Source organism: Microbacterium hominis NBRC 15708 (assembly GCF_001592125.1).
Taxonomy (GTDB): Bacteria; Actinomycetota; Actinomycetes; order Actinomycetales; family Microbacteriaceae; genus Microbacterium; species Microbacterium hominis.
The window spans coordinates 1-14,487 of the sequence record NZ_BCWI01000018.1; the positions used below are offsets into that span (position 1 = coordinate 1).

A 14,487-nucleotide genomic window follows, 5' to 3' on the forward strand; every position below is an offset into this window, starting at 1 on the left:
CGACATCGATACGGTCCGCTCACGCGAGGCCCGGAAGCGCCGCCGCGAGACCGTGCACGAGGATCTCCACGCCGATCGCGAGGATGAGGAAGCCCATCACGCGCGTGATGGCGCCGACGCCCGTCGCACCGAGCTTCTCGGTGAGGGGCGTCCCGTAGCGCAGCAGCACCGCGATCGCGGCGGCGATGACGAGCACGGCCGCGACGATCGCGACACGGTCCAGGATGCCGGGATTGCGCGCCGCGAGACCGACGACGACGCCGATCGCGCCCGGGCCGGCGATGAGCGGCAGCGCCATGGGCGAGAAGCTGATGTCCGTCTTCGTCGCGGCGTGCTCCTTCTCGGCATCCGAGGCCCCGCCCCCAGAGCGCGCGGCACGACCATGCCGAACCCGGCGTGCATCACGACCAGGCCGCCCGCGATCTGCAGCGCCCCGAGCGAGATGCCGAAGAACTCGAGGATCAGCGTGCCGAGAAGCGCGAAGACGGTCAGGATCACCGCGACGTAGACGCCCGTGAGCCACGACTGCCGGCGGCGGTCCGCCTGGTCGAGATGCGCCGCCAGACCCGCGTAGGCGGCGACCGCGCCGATCGGATTCGTGATCGGGACGAGCGCCGCGAGCGCGGCGACGAAGACGCTCAGCATGCCTTCATTGTGGCGCAGCCGGCCCGCTCGATCAGTCGAGCAGCAGCGCGGGCTCCTCGAGGATCGACGCGACATCGGCGATGAACCGGCTCATGCCGTCACCGTCGATGACGCGGTGATCGAACGAGCCCGAGACCGTCGTCACGAACCGCGGACGCACCTCGCCGTCGACGACCCACGGCTTCTGGCGGATCGTGCCCATCGCGACGATGCCGGACTCCCCCGGGTTGATGATCGGGGTCCCGGCATCCATCCCGAACACACCGATGTTCGTGATCGTGATCGTGCCGCCCTGCTGGTCGGCCGGCGTCGTCTTGCCCTCACGGGCGGTCAGCGTCAGCTTCTCGAGCGCCTTCGCGAGCTCGCGGAGGTTGAGGTCCTGCGCGTCCTTGATGTTGGGCACGAGCAGGCCGCGGGGCGTCGCCGCGGCGATGCCGAGGTTGACGTAGTTGCGCACGCGGATCTCGGCGGAGCCGTCCTCCTTGTCGATCCACGCGGCGCCGATCAGGGGCGTGCGCCGGACCGCCCAGATCACGGCGCGCGCCATGATCAGCAGGGGCGACACCTTGATGTCGGCGAAGTCGGGCGAGGCCTTCAGCCGCTTGACGAGCTCCATCGTGCGGGTCGCGTCGACATCGGTCCACACCGAGACGTGGGGCGCCGTGTAGGCGGAGCGCACCATGCCGGATGCCGTGGCCTTGCGCACGCCCTTGACCGGGATCGCCTCCTCGCGCTCGCCCACGGGCGGAGCGGCGGGCGCCGGCGCGGAGACCGGGATCGTCTGCTCGCGCTCGGCGGGAGCGACCGGCGTCGCGATGTTGCGGAAGACGCTCGCCTGCTCCGCGTGGCGCACGACGTCGTCGCGGGTGACCTCTCCGGCGGGACCGGTCGGGGTGACCTCCGACAGCGTGACCCCGAGGTCGCGCGCGAGCTTTCGCACCGGCGGCTTGGCGACCACGCCGACCGACGCCCGCACCGTCTCGCCCCGCTCGGCGGGGCGCTTGCGGCGGGAGGTGGCCCCGGCACCCGTGCCGTAGCCGACGAGCACCGCACCGCCGTCGTCGTCGGATGCCGCGGCCTGCTCGGCCGGGGCGGGAGCGGATGCCGCGGCATCCCCCGCGCCGCCGGCGATGGTGATGATCGCCGCGCCGACCGTGACGGTCTGCCCCTCGGGCGCGAGCAGCTCGCCCACGGTGCCGGAGAACGGCGAGGGCAGCTCGACGAGCGACTTCGCGGTCTCGATCTCGACCAGCACGTCGTTGACCTCGACGGCGTCACCGGGCGCGACGCGCCACTGCACGATCTCGGCCTCGGTGAGTCCTTCACCGACGTCCGGCAGGTGGAAGATCTGCTCGCTCATGTCGTGGTTCTCCTTCGCGGCGGACGTTCAGTAGGCGAGGGCGCGGTCCACGGCCTCGAGGATGCGGTCGGCATCCGGGAGGTACGTGCCCTCGAGCTTGGCGGGCGGGAACGGCACGTCGAAGCCCGACACGCGCAGCACGGGCGCTTCGAGCGCGAAGAACGCGCGCTCCATGACGGTCGCCGCGACCTCAGAGCCGACCGAGGTGAAGCCCGGCGCCTCCTGCGCGTAGACCATGCGGCCCGTGCGGCGCACCGAGTCGAGGATGGGGCCGTAGTCGATCGGCGACAGCGAGCGCAGGTCGATCACCTCGCACGACGTGCCCTCGCTCTCGGCCAGCGCCGCGGCCTGCAGGAGCGTCGTCACCATCGCGCCGTGGCCGACGAGCGTGACGTCGGTGCCCCGGCGCACGAGGCGCGAGGCGTGCAACGGCAGCGGCCGCTCGTCGACGTCGACGTCGCCCTTCATCCAGTACTTCGCCTTGGGCTCGAGGAAGATCACCGGGTCGGGGGAGCGCACGGCATCCTGGATCATCCAGTACGCGTCGTTCGCCGTCGACGGCGACACGACCCGCAGGCCCGCCGTGTGCGTGAAGTACGCCTCCGGACTCTCCTGGTGGTGCTCGACCGCGCCGATGTGGCCGCCGTAGGGGATGCGGATGACGACGGGCATCTGCAGCGCGCCCTCGTGCCGGTTCGTCAGCTTCGCGAGCTGCGTCGTGATCTGGTCGAACGCGGGGAAGACGAAGCCGTCGAACTGGATCTCCACGATCGGCCGGAAACCCGCCATCGCGAGACCGATCGCCGTGCCGACGATGCCCGACTCCGCCAGCGGCGTGTCGAGCACCCGCCGGTCGCCGAACTCGGCCTGCAGGCCCTCGGTGACGCGGAACACGCCGCCGAGACGACCGATGTCCTCGCCCATCAGCAGGACGTGGTCGTCGGCGGCCATCGCGGCGCGCAGGCCCGCACTGAGGGCCTTGGCCAGGGGCATGGACTCGACCATCAGACGCCTCCCTCCAGCGATGCCTCGTAGGCGGCGAGCCAGCGCCGCTGCTCCACCATCAGGGGGTGGTCCTCACTGTAGACGTGGGCGAACATCGAGTCCGGCTCGATCGTGCCCAGGGCGTTGGTGCGCACCCGCACGTCGTCGGCGTAGGCCTGCGCGGCGGCATCCACCTCGTCGAAGAAGGATGCCGCGGCCCCCCGGCCCTCGAGGTACGCGCGCATCCGCGCGATCGGGTCGCGGCGGGCCCACGACTGCTCCTCGTCGGAGGTGCGGTACTTGGTGGGGTCGTCGCTCGTGGTGTGGGCGCCCATGCGGTAGGTCATCGCCTCGATCGCGCGGGGACCGTCGCCGGCGCGCGCCTCGTCGAGCGCGAGCCGCGACACCGCGTAGCTGGCGAGCACGTCGTTGCCGTCGACGAGGATCGACGGCATGCCGTAGCCCTCGGCGCGGCGGTACAGCGGAGCGCGCGACTGGGTGGCGACCGGCACCGAGATGGCCCAATGGTTGTTCTGCAGGAAGAAGACCTGGGGCGTGCGGTACGTGTTGGCGAACACCATCGCCTCGTGCACGTCGCCCTGGCTGGACGCGCCGTCGCCGTAGTAGACGACGACGGCCTCGTCGCGGTTCGGGTCACCCGTGCCGGTGCGGCCGTCGAACACGAGCCCCATGCCGAAGCCGGTCGCGTGCAGCGTCTGCGACCCGAGCACCAGCGTGTAGATGCGCACGTTGCCGTTCTTCGGGTCGGTGGGGTCCCACCCGCCGTGGGTGAGACCGCGCATCACGCGGATGATGTCGATCGGGTCGACGCCGCGGGTCGTGGCGACGACGTGCTCGCGGTACGAGGGGAAGAGGTGGTCCTGCGGGCGGGCGGCGCGCACCGACCCGACCTGCGCGGCCTCCTGACCGAGCGACGGCGGCCACAGTGCGAGCTGGCCCTGCCGCTGCAGGTTGGTGGCCTGCCGGTCGAACGCGCGGACGACGACCATGTCGCGGTAGAACGTCTCGAGCTCGGCATCGGAGAGCGCGTCGATGAGCGGCAGGTAGCGCTCGGCTTCGGGCGTGGGGGCGAACGTCCCGTCCGCCGCCAGGACGCGCACGAGGGCCGGGTCGTCAGGCGGGGTCATGTTCCCACGCTAACGCCCTCCGCATGCGTCGTACTGCATGGGATCGACAACGGGAGCCGCGATCCGCCGTGCCCGCGCCACAACGCGCCGGGGCAAACCGCGCGACGGGGAGTTTCGGACGCCTCTGGCGACCGAAACGGCGTGGGGGCGGGTTTCGGGCGCTCGTGGCGTCCGAAACTCGGGCGAGGAGGCCTCAGCGCGGCGCGACGGATGCGGCGACGCGCACGATCGTGTCGAGCGCCTCGTGCTCGCCGATGGAGATGCGCACACCGTCGCCCGCGAACGGGCGGACGATCAGCCCGGCCTCCTCGAACGCCGCGGCGACCTCGAGCGCGCGCTCCCCGGCGGGCAGCCAGACGAAGTTGCCCTGCGCCTCGGGGACGTCCCAGCCGGTCTCGCGCAGCCGCGCGGCGAGGTCGTCGCGGTGCCCGGCGAGGGTGCGCACGCGCTCGAGCAGCTCGTCCTCGGCGTCGAGGCTCGCCAGGGCCGCCTCCTCGGCGGCGGCCGTGACCGACAGGGGGATGCCGGTGCTGCGCGCGGCCGCGAGGATGCGCGGATCGCCCACGGCGTAGCCCACGCGCAGGCCCGCGAGGCCGTACGCCTTCGAGAAGGTGCGCAGCACGACGACGTTCGGGTGCCCGGCGGCCAGCACCGCGGGACCGGAGACGGCGTCGGGATCGGTGACGAACTCCGCGTAGGCCTCGTCGAGGACGACCAGGACGTCGGCCGGCACCCGGGCGAGGAAGGCGTCGAAACCCGCGGCGGTGACGACGGGACCCGTCGGGTTGTTCGGACTGCACACGATGACCATGCGGGTGCGGTCGGTCACGGCATCCGCCATCGCCTCGAGGTCGTGGCCGCCGTCCACGTCGTTCGGAACCGTGACGGCGGTGGCGCCGGCGACCGTGGCCAGGCTCGGGTAGGCCTCGAAGGAGCGCCACGAGAAGAGGATCTCGTCGCCCGGTCCGCTCGTGGCCTGTGCCAGCTGGAAGAGGATCGACACCGATCCGGCCGCGATGTGCACGGCGTCGTCGCCCACCCCGAAGCGCTCCGCCAGGCGCGCGCGCAGGCGCGGCGACGACGCGTCGGGGTAGCGGTTGACGGCGACCGCCGTCTGCACCGCCGCCACGACGCTCGGCAGCGGCGGGAACGGGTTCTCGTTGCTGGACAGCTTGAACGCCTCCGCACCGGCCTGCTTGCCCTGCTTGTAGGCGGGGAGGGCGGCGATCTCGGGGCGGATGCGGACGGGCAGCTCGGTCACGGGACGAGTCTACGAGGGCGCCGCTCGACGCGTGCGGGACGACGCCTTCCCGGCGGCGCGGCCGCGTGGAACACTGGAGGGACCATGCGCTTCATCGTCCGCGTCGTCGTCAACGCCTTCGCCCTCTGGGTCGTGACGCTCCTGCCCGCCCTCGAGGTGGGGGTGACCCCGTTCGCCCCCGGCGAGACGCTGCAGCTCGTGCTGACCCTGCTCGCCGTCGCGGCCATCTTCGCCCTGGTGAACACGATCATCGGGACGGTCATCAAGATCGTCGCCTTCCCGCTGTACATCCTGACGCTCGGACTCATCTCGTTCGTCATCAACGGCCTCCTGCTCTGGATCACCGCGTGGGTCACGAGCTCGTGGGGCTGGGGGCTCACCGTCGGGGACTTCTGGCTCGGCGTCGTCGCGGCGATCGTGATCTCGCTCATCAACTGGGTCTTCGGCATCCTGCTGCGACCCCAGGAGAAGAAGCGCCGCTGACCGGCGGCCTCAGAGCCCGCCGGAGCGTCGACGCACGCGTGCGTCGTCCGCCGACGACGTGCGGCGGGCCCCGTACACGATCGACGTGACCGTCACCGCGCCCGCGAGCGGCGCGAGGCGGTCGCGCACCGCGGCGACACGCGGATCGGGCGCGGCGTCGACGAGCCCGGCGGTGTCGCGATACGCGTCGAGGCCGTGCACGACCAGCGTCGCATCGGTCCACGCCGGAGCCGGGTGGGCGGTGCGCTCCACGACCAGGCTCTGCGGCGAGCCCGCCACCCCGGGCGGACCGCCCACCGCCAGGGCCGCGACCGGATCGTCGGTGTGGCGGATCGTCAGGGACAGCACCCCCGCCGGAAGCTCCGCCTGCACGGGACCCGCGATGCCGATCTGGGTGCGCACGTCGTAACCGCCCTGACGGGCCAGATGCGCTCCGATCATCGCGCCCTGCGAATGCCCGACGACGTGCAGCCGATCGCCCGCGACCGCTCCCGCCGCCGCGAGCGCCCGTTCGACCGCCTCGTACGACGACGACTCCTCGCCGAAGTACAGCTGCACGTTGGATGCCATGTCCCACGGCTCGTCGCGGTCGACGGCCGCCCGCGTGCCGCCGATGTAGACGAAGAACTCGCGCTCACCGGACGCGAACCGGTACTCCTCGACGCGGACGCGCGCCCCGTCGAGCCCGTCCTCCCCCGGCATCCGGTCGATGATCTCGACGAGCGAGCGCGGAGCCGCCGCGGCGCCGGGGGCCCGGTGCCGGCTCAGCTCCACGACGGATGCCGTCGCCCCCACCGGCCGCAGGGGTGGCGCGTCGGCGGGGATCGTGCCCCGGCCGGCCGCGCGGACGGCACCCGTGAGCAGCGTGAGGCTCGGGCCGAGCGGGCCGTAGACGCCGAGCATCCCGGCGGCGGCGCGCATCTGACCCTCGATCTCGGCGTGGCGGCCCTCGCTCCACGCCTCCGCGAGGTGCGCGGCCTCGGCGGCGACGTCGGGGGCGACGGCGAGCCGCCGGGCGGCGAGCCGCAGGCCGTCCGCGCCGTCCGCGCCGCCCGCGCCGCGGATGCGCGCGAGCGCCTCCTGCTCCGCGAGCTCGTAGACCTCCGCGAGTCTGCGCACGCTGTGCGCCAGAGCGGCGGCGGCGTCTTCGGCGGCGCGCGCCCCGCCCTGCGGCGACGCCACCCAGAGCCCGCCCGCGAGCGACGACGCGTGCGCGCGTCCGAGCACCTCCCCCGCCTCCGCGAGGCGTGCCGCGAACAGGGCGAGCGTGGCCGCGAGGTGTCGGAGCGTGTCCGTGTCGACGACCACCAGCCCGCCGGATCGGATGTCGACGTCCCCCGTCATCCCGCCGCTTCCGCCAGGGCGCGGCAACGCTCGCGCCGCAGCGAACGCTCCCACTCGTCGGTCTCCGCCGCCGCGGCCGCCAGCAGCCGGGTCCAGGCGACGAGCTCATCGCGCAGCGGCGCCACGGCGGAGTTGCCGCCCGGAACCTCGTCGATCAGCGCGGGAGCGCGGGCACGGACCTCCGCCAGCAGCGCGCTCGCCTCCCGCACCTGGGCGAGGGCGCGGTCGATGTCGTCGACGCGGTTCACCCCCCGATCGTCCCGGAAGCAGCGGCGGCCGCGGACGACGTCCGGGGGAATGTGGACGTTCCGGCGCACGCCGCCGCGGGGGAGGAGGACTCGGCGACGACGCGAGTCCGGGCACGGAGCACTTTCGGCGCGGGAGCGACCTGCTCCACAATGGGGAGGTGACTCGCCGCGCCGCACCTTTCCGCGTCGTGTTCGTCTGCACCGGCAACATCTGCCGTTCCCCCATGGCCGAGATCGTCTTCCGCGACGTCGCGGAGCGCGCCGGACTCGGCGACCGCGTCGTCTCGACCAGCTCGGGAACGGGTGACTGGCACGTCGGTGAACGGGCCGACGCGCGCACGCTCGACGCGCTCCAGCGCCGCGGCTACGACGGCGCGCGCCACCGCGCCCGGCAGTTCACGCTCGACGACTTCGAGAGCAACGACCTCGTGGTCGCCCTCGACCGGTCCCACGAGCGCATCCTGTCGACCTGGGCGCGCACGACGGCGGATGCCGACAAGCTCGCGCTCCTGCTGTCGTTCGACGCCGACGCCCACGGCAACCTGGACGTCCCCGACCCGTACTACGCGGGGCCGGAGATGTTCGACGACGTGCTCGGTATGATCGAGAGCGCGAGTCGGGCGCTCTTCCGGCAGCTCGAACCGGCCATCCGCCCGTGCTGAGCACGTCACCCTGAGCACCGGCCGCGCGTCGACAGACACCGTGATCGGAGCCCGCGTCGTGACCACCGCGAACACCCTCGCCCACCAGCCCCTCAGCCCCCTCGACGGCCGCTACCGCGGCGCCGTCTCGGGCTTGTCCGCGTACCTCTCCGAGGCCGGCCTCAACCGCGCACGCGTCGAGGTGGAGGTCGAGTGGATCATCACCCTCACCGATCGCTCCCTCTTCGGCTCGGCACCGCTCACCGACGCGCAGAAGGATTCGCTGCGCGCCCTCTACCGCGACTTCGGGCAGACGGAGATCGACTGGCTCGCCACGACCGAGTCGGTGACCCGGCACGACGTCAAGGCCGTCGAGTACCTCGTCCGCGACCGACTGCAGACCCTCGGGCTCGAGGCTGTCGCCGAGCTCACGCATTTCGCCTGCACGAGCGAGGACATCAACTCCGCCTCCTACGCCCTGACCGTCAAGCGTGCGGTCGACGAGGTGTGGCTGCCCAAGCTCCGTGTCGTCATCGATGCCCTCGGCACCCTCGCGCACGAGCACCGGGATGCCGCGATGCTCTCACGCACGCACGGTCAGCCGGCGACGCCGTCGACGATGGGCAAGGAGCTCGCCGTCTTCGCGTGGCGCCTGGAGCGCGTCGCCGCGCAGATCGCGGGCGGCCAGTACCTCGCCAAGTTCTCGGGCGCGACCGGCACCTGGTCGGCCCACCTGGCCGCGGCTCCCGAGGTCGACTGGCCCGAGCTGTCGCGCACGTTCATCGAGGGCCTCGGCATCGACTTCAACGTGCTGACGACGCAGATCGAATCGCACGACTGGCAGGTCGAGCTGTACGACCGGGTCCGCCACGCCGGCGGCATCCTGCACAACCTGGCCACCGACATCTGGACCTACATCGCGATGGGCTTCTTCGCGCAGATCCCGGTCGCCGGGGCCACCGGGTCGTCGACGATGCCGCACAAGATCAACCCCATCCGGTTCGAGAACGCCGAGGCGAACCTGGAGATCTCGGGCGGCCTGTTCACGACCCTCGCCTCGACGCTCGTGACGAGCCGGATGCAGCGGGACCTCACCGATTCGACGACGCAGCGCAACATCGGCGTCGCCTTCGGCCACTCCCTCCTCGCGCTCGACAACCTGCAGCGCGGTCTCACCGAGATCTCCCTCTCGCGCGACGTGCTGCTGGCCGACCTCGACGCGAACTGGGAGGTGCTCGCCGAGGCCATCCAGACCGTCGTGCGCGCCGAGATCGTGGCGGGCCGATCGCAGATCACCGACCCGTACGCGCTCCTGAAGGAGCTCACGCGGGGCCGCCGGGTGGGCGGCGCGGAGCTGGCGGAGTTCGTGCGCACCCTCGACATCGGGGATGCCGCGAAGGAGCGCCTGCTGGCGCTGACCCCCGCCGGCTACATCGGCCTCGCCGACGAGCTCGTCGACCGCGTCTGAGGGCGTTTCGACGCGGCTCTGCGGGTCCCGCGAGAGGTCAGTCGCGCGGCGCGGAACCGTCGTCGGACGCGTCGGGGGATGCCGCGGCATCCGCATCGTCGACGAGCACGCCGTGGTCGACCTCGCGGGTCACCTGGGCGGGGTCGACGGCGAGCATGCACAGCGCGATGATCACAAGGGTGGCGATGAACGCGATCCCGGCCACCACGAGCGCCACGACCACGACGTGCACGCGCTCGTCGCCCGTCAGGTCCTGGAAGAAGCCCATCGACACGAGCGTCACGAGACCGGCGAAGAGGGCCGCGGCGAAGGCGAAGCCCAACAGCTGAACCGGCTTGAGGAGATCACGGCGGGTGGTGCGCGGCGTGCTCATGCGGATTCTCCTGACGAGACGGGCTCCGCGGCGATCGGGCGGCGCGGCGAGAAGCCGGCGATGCCGAGGAAGACGGCGATGACGGCGGCGTACCCGCCGAACAGACCGACCCCGATCGTGATGCCGGTCAGCGTGAAGCTGCGCCCGGCCTCGGAGATGAAGTATTCGAGACTGTAGGCGGGATTGACGAGGAGCAGGGCGACGCCGAGCGCGAGGGTCACCGCACCGATCAGGATGCCGTCGCGACCCTCATCCCGGTACTCGCCCCGCCGGAGGCGGATGCCGCCGACCAGCTCGGCGATCCCGGACGCCGCCGCCCAGACGATGACGACGACGAAGAAGAGCGCGGTCGAGCGCAACCCCGGGATGCCGGTCGCCATCCCGGCCACGAGCGTCAGGACACCGAGAAGGACGGGCGCCGCGCGGCGCTCCCGCGGGTACACCAGCCAAGCGCCGATCAGCAGCACGAGGGCGGTCGCGATCGCCCAGCCGCTGAAGACCGCGAGGCCCACGGCGGCCGAATGGTCGGGCGAGAACGTGACCATCACCGCGGCGACGGCCGCCAGGAGCGCGCGGCCGAGCTGCACATGGCGCACGTCGAAGGCGCGCGTCGGGCGCTCACCGGCACCGGTGGTGCGGGAGGCAGCGGGGGCGTCGTCGGACACGTCGGACTCATCGGATCGGGGAAGGCGGAACCTCACCAGTCTAGGTCGTCCGCCGCCGGGATCCGCCTCCGACCGCCACGGCACCGCGCCGGCGCGGCCTCAGCCGGCGGCCGCCTCCACGAGGGCGCGGAGCTTCTTTTCCACGGCGGGAGTCACCGCGACCACGGCGAACGAGGTCGCCCACATGTCGCCGTCGTCGAGGAAGGCGTCCTCCTGGAAGCCGACCGTGCCGTAGCGCGTCGCGAACTTGCTCGCCGGCTGATAGAACACGACCACCTTGCCGTCGCGGGCGTAGGACGGGAAGCCGTACCAGGTCTTGGGCTCGAGCTGGGGAGCGACCTCGGAGACCACGCGGTGCAGCAGCGTCGCCACCTCCCGGTCGGTGCCGTGCAGCCCCTCGATCGCCTCGACGCACGCCTCCAGCTCCTTCGCGAGCTTCGCGGCGCCCTTGAGGCCCTTCGTCGTGCGCAGTTCCTCGGCGCGCTGGCGCATCGCCGCGCGCTCGTCGTCACTGAATCCGCCGGTGGTGTCGGCCATGTCGGTCCTCTTCTTTCCTGGTCGGCGCTCAGGCCGCGGGAGGGGTCTGCTGGATGCGGATGAGGTTGCCCGCGGGGTCGCGGATCGCGGCATCCCGCAGACCGTAGTCCTGATCGGTCGGCTCCTGCACCACGTCGGCGCCCGCGGCCGCGATGCGGGCGAACTCGGCGTCGAGGTCGTCCGAGGCGAGGTTCACGCCGAAGTAGCTCCCCTTGGCGACCAGCTCCTGCAGGGCGAGCCGCTCGTCGTCGCTGATGTCGGTGCCGACCGCGACCGGATGCAGGACGATCGCGGTGTCCGGCTGACCCACGGGACCCACGGTGATCCAGCGGAGGTCCTCGTAGCCGACGTCCAGACGCACCTCGAACCCGAGCACGTCGCGGTAGAACTCCAGCGACGCCTCGGCATCGACGTGGGGGAGGAAGGAGGAGTGGATGCTGATACCCATGCGGCTCACGATAGGCCCGGTCGCGGGCCCTCCGCTTCTCGATTCCTGATCGGTCTGGTCAGCCGGCGCGCGATGCACGGCAGCATCCCCGCGCGCACGGGAGCACCGCGCTCCCGGTAGCGCCCGGGCGAGACGCCGACGAGCTCGGTGAAACGCGTCGTGAACGTGCCCAGCGACGCGCACCCGACCGCGAGGCTCACCTCCGTGACGCTCAGCTCGGTGGTGCGCAGCAGCGTCATCGCGCGCTCGATCCGCCGGGTCATGAGGTAGGAGTACGGCGTCTCCCCGTACGCCCGCCGGAACTGGCGTGACAGGTGACCGGCCGAGACGTGCACGGCGCGCGCCAGGGCGGCGAGGTCGAGGGGCTGCGCGTAGTCGCGGTCCATCATGTCGCGGACCCTCCGCATCCGCACCAGCGTGTCGAGGTCGATCCCCGAGGTCACGGCCGTGCGGGCCCCCGGGCACCGTCGCCGGCGCGGATCGCCTCCACCGTCCGGAGCACCTCCAGGCTGCGGCGCTGGTCCGGGGCCGGGTCGGCGTCGCCGCGCACGAGCGCGGCGAAGCGGGCGACCTCGAACCGCATGTTGTTGTCGGGGCCGTCGATCTCGATCTCCTCGCGGATGCCGGAGAAGAGGTCGAGCACGAGACGGCGGGGCGCCGTGATCTCGTCGATCTCGATCGTGCCGAGCTCGCCCTGGATCTCGTTCGGTCGGCGCGAGGCCCCGATCTTCGAGAACGCGATCTGCGCGACGAAACCGTCGTAGTCGAGCACGGCGGCACCGGCGCCGTCCGCACCCGTCGCGATCGCGACCGTCGCCCCGAGCACGCGGGAGGGCGCCCCGAACAGCTCGATCGCGGCGCTGAGCGGATACACCCCGAGATCGAAGAGCGCTCCGCCGGCGAGCGCCGGATCGAAGATGTTGGGCGTCTCGCCGGCGAGCACGAGGTCGTACCGCGCGGAACGCTGGCTCTGCCCGAACGACACGAGGCGCACCGCGCCCACCCGCGGCAGCAGTTCGCGCAGGCGGCTCATCCCCGGGTCGTAGACGTTGCGCATCCCCTCGAACACGACGACCCCGCGATCGCGGGCGTCGTCCACGAGACGCGCGAACTCGTCCGCCGTCGGGGTCGCGGGCTTCTCCAGGAACACGTGGACCCCCGCCGCGATCGCCGCGGCGGCCTGCGCCGCGTGGGCCCCGTTCGGCGAGCCGACGTAGACGGCATCCACCTCGCCCGTCGCCAGCAGCGCGTCGAGATCCGTGCTCACCCGGTCGATCCCGAGCCGGTCGGCGAAGGCCCGCCCGCGGTCGGCATCGCGCGAGAACACGACGTCGATGCGGATGCCGGGCGTCTGCGCGACGGCATCCGCGAACTTCTCGGTGATGGTGCTGGTGCCGATCGTGGCGAGTCTGATCACGCCCCCAGGATAGGCGCGCGGGCGTCGCCTCCGGAATGGATGCCGCGCGCCGAGGGTTGGGCCTGAGCATGAAGGCACTCGTCTACTCAGATTTCGGCGGAAACGATCGTTTCGAGCTCACCGAGCGGGAGGAGCCCCACGTCGGGCCCGACACGCTGGTCGTGCGGGTCGTCGCCGCGGGCATCAACCCGGTCGACTACAAGATCCGCGAGGGCTACCTGCGCGGCCTCATCGACACCCAGCTGCCGGCCGTGCCCGGTTGGGACGTCGCGGGCATCGTCGAGAAGGCCGGACTGGACACGCCCGAGTTCGCCGTCGGCGACCCGGTGCTCGCCTACGCCCGCGCCGACGTCGTCGGCCACGGGTCGGTCGCCGAGCTGATGCCGGTGCCGGTGCGCGCCGCCACCCGCAAGCCCGACGGGCTCTCCTTCGAAGCGGCCGCCGCGCTCCCGCTCGCGGGGCTGACGGCGCTGCAGACGCTCGAGCGCGCCGCGGTCGGCGCGGGGCAGAACGTGCTCATCCACGGCGCCGCGGGCGGCGTCGGGTCGTTCGGCGTGCAGCTCGCGCGGCTGCGCGGCGCGCGGGTGGTCGGGACCGCCTCCGAGCGCAACCACGCGTACCTGCGAGAGCTCGGCGCCGAACCGGTCGTCTACGGAGACGGGCTGGTGGACGCGGCCCGCGCGCTCGTGCCGTCGGGGTTCGACGTCATCGTGGACTTCGTCGGCGGGTCGACCCTCGACACCACGCGCGAGCTCCTCGCCCCGGGAGGCGTGGTCGCCTCCATCGCCGACAGCCGGGCACGCACCGAGTTCGGCGGGCACTACATCTGGGTGCGACCGGATGCCGCCCAGCTCGGCGAGCTCGCGCAGCTGGCCGCGGCCGGCGACCTGCGCGTGGAGATCGCGTCGACCTACCCGCTCGACGAGGCGGCCGCCGCCTACGCGGAACTCGAGCAGGGCCACACCCGCGGCAAGATCGTCGTCACCGTCTGATCCCGACGGGCGGGGCCGGCTGAGGCTCAGGGGCGCAGCGGCAGCAGGGCGGCGAGGTCGGCACGCGTGCCCGACGCGTGGATCCGGCCGGCGGCCACCGCATCCGCCCACCGCTCGACGCCGGTCGCGAGAGCGATCCACGTCGCCGCATCCGTCTCGACGACGTTCGGCGGCGTGCCGCGCGTGTGCCGCGGGCCCTCGACGACCTGCACCGCGCCGAAGGGCGGCACCCGGACCTCGACCGTGTTGCCGGGCGCCTTCTCGGCGAGCAGCTGCAGGAGGTAGCGCACCGCGGTGGCGAGGGCGGTGCGCGCCGGCGGCGTGCCGGCATCCGCGGCCTGGGCCACCGCGGCGAGCGCGTCGCGGCCGTCGCCGGTGGAGATCTTGCGGACCATCCCTCCACGCTAGCCCGTGACGATCGTCGGATCTGCGGTCCCGGCGACGGCGCGGCCCGCGCCCTGGCGCGGCGTGCG

18 protein-coding genes and 1 pseudogene are annotated in these 14,487 nt (G+C 72.6%); 4 read left to right on the forward strand and 15 right to left on the reverse strand.

Annotation, left to right across the window (positions count from 1 at the left end; all coding sequences use genetic code 11):
* Positions 1-19 precede the first annotated feature (19 nt).
* The 6 genes and pseudogenes from MHO01S_RS16920 to MHO01S_RS12970 form a co-directional block, all read right to left on the reverse strand.
* Positions 20-298 carry a MarC family protein gene (locus MHO01S_RS16920; RefSeq protein ID WP_255266100.1) on the reverse strand — a complete coding sequence of 93 codons (279 nt, stop codon included), beginning with the start codon at positions 296-298 and terminating at the stop codon, positions 20-22.
* A 128-nt stretch (positions 299-426) separates the two neighbouring features.
* Positions 427-720, reverse strand: a pseudogene (locus MHO01S_RS16925) (MarC family protein); the annotation flags it as partial.
* Positions 677-2,005, reverse strand: coding sequence for a dihydrolipoamide acetyltransferase family protein (locus MHO01S_RS12955; RefSeq protein ID WP_061782411.1), 1,329 nt, complete (start codon positions 2,003-2,005; stop codon positions 677-679). The gene MHO01S_RS12955 and the pseudogene MHO01S_RS16925, both read right to left, overlap by 44 nt.
* Before the next feature lie 27 nt (positions 2,006-2,032).
* Positions 2,033-3,010, reverse strand: a complete 978-nt coding sequence (locus MHO01S_RS12960) for an alpha-ketoacid dehydrogenase subunit beta (RefSeq protein ID WP_060959764.1) — start codon at positions 3,008-3,010, stop codon at positions 2,033-2,035.
* The gene (locus MHO01S_RS12965) at positions 3,010-4,137 is read right to left on the reverse strand and encodes a thiamine pyrophosphate-dependent enzyme (RefSeq protein WP_060959765.1); all 1,128 of its coding nucleotides are present in this window, start codon (positions 4,135-4,137) and stop codon (positions 3,010-3,012) included. The genes MHO01S_RS12960 and MHO01S_RS12965 overlap by 1 nt, the downstream gene beginning before the upstream one ends.
* A gap of 193 nt (positions 4,138-4,330) precedes the next feature.
* Positions 4,331-5,398 carry a histidinol-phosphate transaminase gene (locus MHO01S_RS12970; RefSeq protein WP_061782412.1) on the reverse strand — a complete coding sequence of 356 codons (1,068 nt, stop codon included), beginning with the start codon at positions 5,396-5,398 and terminating at the stop codon, positions 4,331-4,333.
* An 84-nt stretch (positions 5,399-5,482) separates the two neighbouring features.
* Here MHO01S_RS12970 and MHO01S_RS12975 point away from each other — a divergent pair, with 84 nt between their 5' ends.
* On the forward strand, positions 5,483-5,881 hold the full coding sequence (locus tag MHO01S_RS12975) for a phage holin family protein (RefSeq protein WP_060959767.1): 399 nt from the start codon (positions 5,483-5,485) through the stop codon (positions 5,879-5,881).
* A gap of 9 nt (positions 5,882-5,890) precedes the next feature.
* Here the strand turns inward: MHO01S_RS12975 and MHO01S_RS12980 are convergent, their stop codons facing one another.
* Entirely contained in the window at positions 5,891-7,225 is a 1,335-nt protein-coding gene (locus MHO01S_RS12980; RefSeq protein WP_061782413.1) for a hypothetical protein, read from the reverse strand.
* Positions 7,222-7,473, reverse strand: a complete 252-nt coding sequence (locus MHO01S_RS12985; RefSeq protein ID WP_060961135.1) for a hypothetical protein — start codon at positions 7,471-7,473, stop codon at positions 7,222-7,224. Before MHO01S_RS12985 ends, MHO01S_RS12980 begins: the two co-directional genes overlap by 4 nt.
* A gap of 158 nt (positions 7,474-7,631) precedes the next feature.
* Between MHO01S_RS12985 and MHO01S_RS12990 the strand changes: the two genes are divergently transcribed.
* Positions 7,632-8,135, forward strand: a complete 504-nt coding sequence (locus MHO01S_RS12990) for a low molecular weight protein-tyrosine-phosphatase (protein ID WP_082734313.1) — start codon at positions 7,632-7,634, stop codon at positions 8,133-8,135.
* Positions 8,136-8,193: 58 nt separating this feature from the next.
* Positions 8,194-9,582, forward strand: a complete 1,389-nt coding sequence (purB, locus tag MHO01S_RS12995) for an adenylosuccinate lyase (protein WP_167626534.1) — start codon at positions 8,194-8,196, stop codon at positions 9,580-9,582.
* Between the two features lie 37 nt (positions 9,583-9,619).
* Here the strand turns inward: purB and MHO01S_RS13000 are convergent, their stop codons facing one another.
* From MHO01S_RS13000 to MHO01S_RS16810, 6 genes are all read right to left on the reverse strand, one after another.
* On the reverse strand, positions 9,620-9,955 hold the full coding sequence (locus MHO01S_RS13000) for a hypothetical protein (protein ID WP_060960746.1): 336 nt from the start codon (positions 9,953-9,955) through the stop codon (positions 9,620-9,622).
* Positions 9,952-10,620 carry an acyl-CoA synthetase gene (locus MHO01S_RS13005; protein WP_060960747.1) on the reverse strand — a complete coding sequence of 223 codons (669 nt, stop codon included), beginning with the start codon at positions 10,618-10,620 and terminating at the stop codon, positions 9,952-9,954. The genes MHO01S_RS13000 and MHO01S_RS13005 overlap by 4 nt, the downstream gene beginning before the upstream one ends.
* Positions 10,621-10,719: 99 nt before the next feature.
* Complete coding sequence (locus MHO01S_RS13010) at positions 10,720-11,157, reverse strand: hypothetical protein (protein ID WP_060960748.1); 438 nt, start codon at positions 11,155-11,157, stop codon at positions 10,720-10,722.
* 28 nt (positions 11,158-11,185) lie between these two features.
* A complete protein-coding gene (locus MHO01S_RS13015) occupies positions 11,186-11,605 on the reverse strand; it encodes a VOC family protein (protein WP_060960749.1) in 420 nt (139 codons plus the stop codon).
* Between the two features lie 5 nt (positions 11,606-11,610).
* Positions 11,611-11,994 carry a helix-turn-helix transcriptional regulator gene (locus tag MHO01S_RS16805; RefSeq protein WP_223849541.1) on the reverse strand — a complete coding sequence of 128 codons (384 nt, stop codon included), beginning with the start codon at positions 11,992-11,994 and terminating at the stop codon, positions 11,611-11,613.
* A gap of 50 nt (positions 11,995-12,044) precedes the next feature.
* The gene (locus MHO01S_RS16810; RefSeq protein ID WP_060960750.1) at positions 12,045-13,022 is read right to left on the reverse strand and encodes a Gfo/Idh/MocA family protein; all 978 of its coding nucleotides are present in this window, start codon (positions 13,020-13,022) and stop codon (positions 12,045-12,047) included.
* 68 nt (positions 13,023-13,090) lie between these two features.
* Here MHO01S_RS16810 and MHO01S_RS13030 point away from each other — a divergent pair, with 68 nt between their 5' ends.
* Positions 13,091-14,014, forward strand: coding sequence for an NADP-dependent oxidoreductase (locus tag MHO01S_RS13030; protein ID WP_060960778.1), 924 nt, complete (start codon positions 13,091-13,093; stop codon positions 14,012-14,014).
* Positions 14,015-14,040: 26 nt separating this feature from the next.
* Here the strand turns inward: MHO01S_RS13030 and MHO01S_RS13035 are convergent, their stop codons facing one another.
* A complete protein-coding gene (locus MHO01S_RS13035; protein ID WP_060960751.1) occupies positions 14,041-14,409 on the reverse strand; it encodes a sterol carrier family protein in 369 nt (122 codons plus the stop codon).
* Positions 14,410-14,487 lie beyond the last annotated feature (78 nt).

Bases quoted from the DNA above. Each gene is read 5' to 3' on its own strand.
- MHO01S_RS13015 (WP_060960749.1), bottom strand. From the start codon at position 11,605: ATGGGTATCAGCATCCACTCCTCCTTCCTCCCCCACGTCGATGCCGAG.
- MHO01S_RS16920 (WP_255266100.1), bottom strand. From the start codon at position 298: ATGGCGCTGCCGCTCATCGCCGGCCCGGGCGCGATCGGCGTCGTCGTC.
- MHO01S_RS12960 (WP_060959764.1), bottom strand. From the start codon at position 3,010: ATGGTCGAGTCCATGCCCCTGGCCAAGGCCCTCAGTGCGGGCCTGCGC.
- MHO01S_RS13030 (WP_060960778.1), top strand. From the start codon at position 13,091: ATGAAGGCACTCGTCTACTCAGATTTCGGCGGAAACGATCGTTTCGAG.
- MHO01S_RS13000 (WP_060960746.1), bottom strand. From the start codon at position 9,955: ATGAGCACGCCGCGCACCACCCGCCGTGATCTCCTCAAGCCGGTTCAG.
- MHO01S_RS13010 (WP_060960748.1), bottom strand. From the start codon at position 11,157: ATGGCCGACACCACCGGCGGATTCAGTGACGACGAGCGCGCGGCGATG.
- MHO01S_RS16805 (WP_223849541.1), bottom strand. From the start codon at position 11,994: ATGATGGACCGCGACTACGCGCAGCCCCTCGACCTCGCCGCCCTGGCG.
- MHO01S_RS12955 (WP_061782411.1), bottom strand. From the start codon at position 2,005: ATGAGCGAGCAGATCTTCCACCTGCCGGACGTCGGTGAAGGACTCACC.
- MHO01S_RS12980 (WP_061782413.1), bottom strand. From the start codon at position 7,225: ATGACGGGGGACGTCGACATCCGATCCGGCGGGCTGGTGGTCGTCGAC.
- MHO01S_RS12965 (WP_060959765.1), bottom strand. From the start codon at position 4,137: ATGACCCCGCCTGACGACCCGGCCCTCGTGCGCGTCCTGGCGGCGGAC.
- MHO01S_RS12975 (WP_060959767.1), top strand. From the start codon at position 5,483: ATGCGCTTCATCGTCCGCGTCGTCGTCAACGCCTTCGCCCTCTGGGTC.
- MHO01S_RS13035 (WP_060960751.1), bottom strand. From the start codon at position 14,409: ATGGTCCGCAAGATCTCCACCGGCGACGGCCGCGACGCGCTCGCCGCG.